1 protein-coding gene is annotated in these 233 nt (G+C 52.8%); it reads left to right on the top strand.

Features of this window, described 5'->3' with window-relative positions; genetic code table 11:
• A partial coding sequence (locus SB658_RS27815) for a sunset domain-containing protein (RefSeq protein WP_486308236.1) occupies positions 1–142 on the top strand: 142 nt, incomplete at its 5' end.
• Between the last annotated feature and the right edge of the window lie 91 nt (positions 143–233).

The following is a 233-nucleotide window of genomic DNA, read 5'->3' as shown; positions in this document are numbered from 1 at the left end:
GGGATGCGACATTAAAGGCAGCCGGAACGGCATTTATCACACGCCGGGAAGTACATACTACGACCGGACGACAGATCCCGCGGAAATGTTCTGTTCTGTAGAGGATGCGGTAGCGGCCGGATACAGAGCGCCGAAACGGTAAAAGAAAAAGACGTCAGAGACACTCTCTGACGTCTTTCTTTACGGAAGCCGGATGCCGCCCGCATATTTGTCCTTCCAATAAGCGCTTGTGT

Origin of the sequence: Bacillus sp. SIMBA_008 (genome assembly GCF_046535495.1) — a bacterium.
In the GTDB taxonomy this organism is placed as follows: domain Bacteria; phylum Bacillota; class Bacilli; order Bacillales; family Bacillaceae; genus Bacillus; species Bacillus subtilis.
This window is presented reverse-complemented; position numbering and strand designations above follow the sequence as displayed.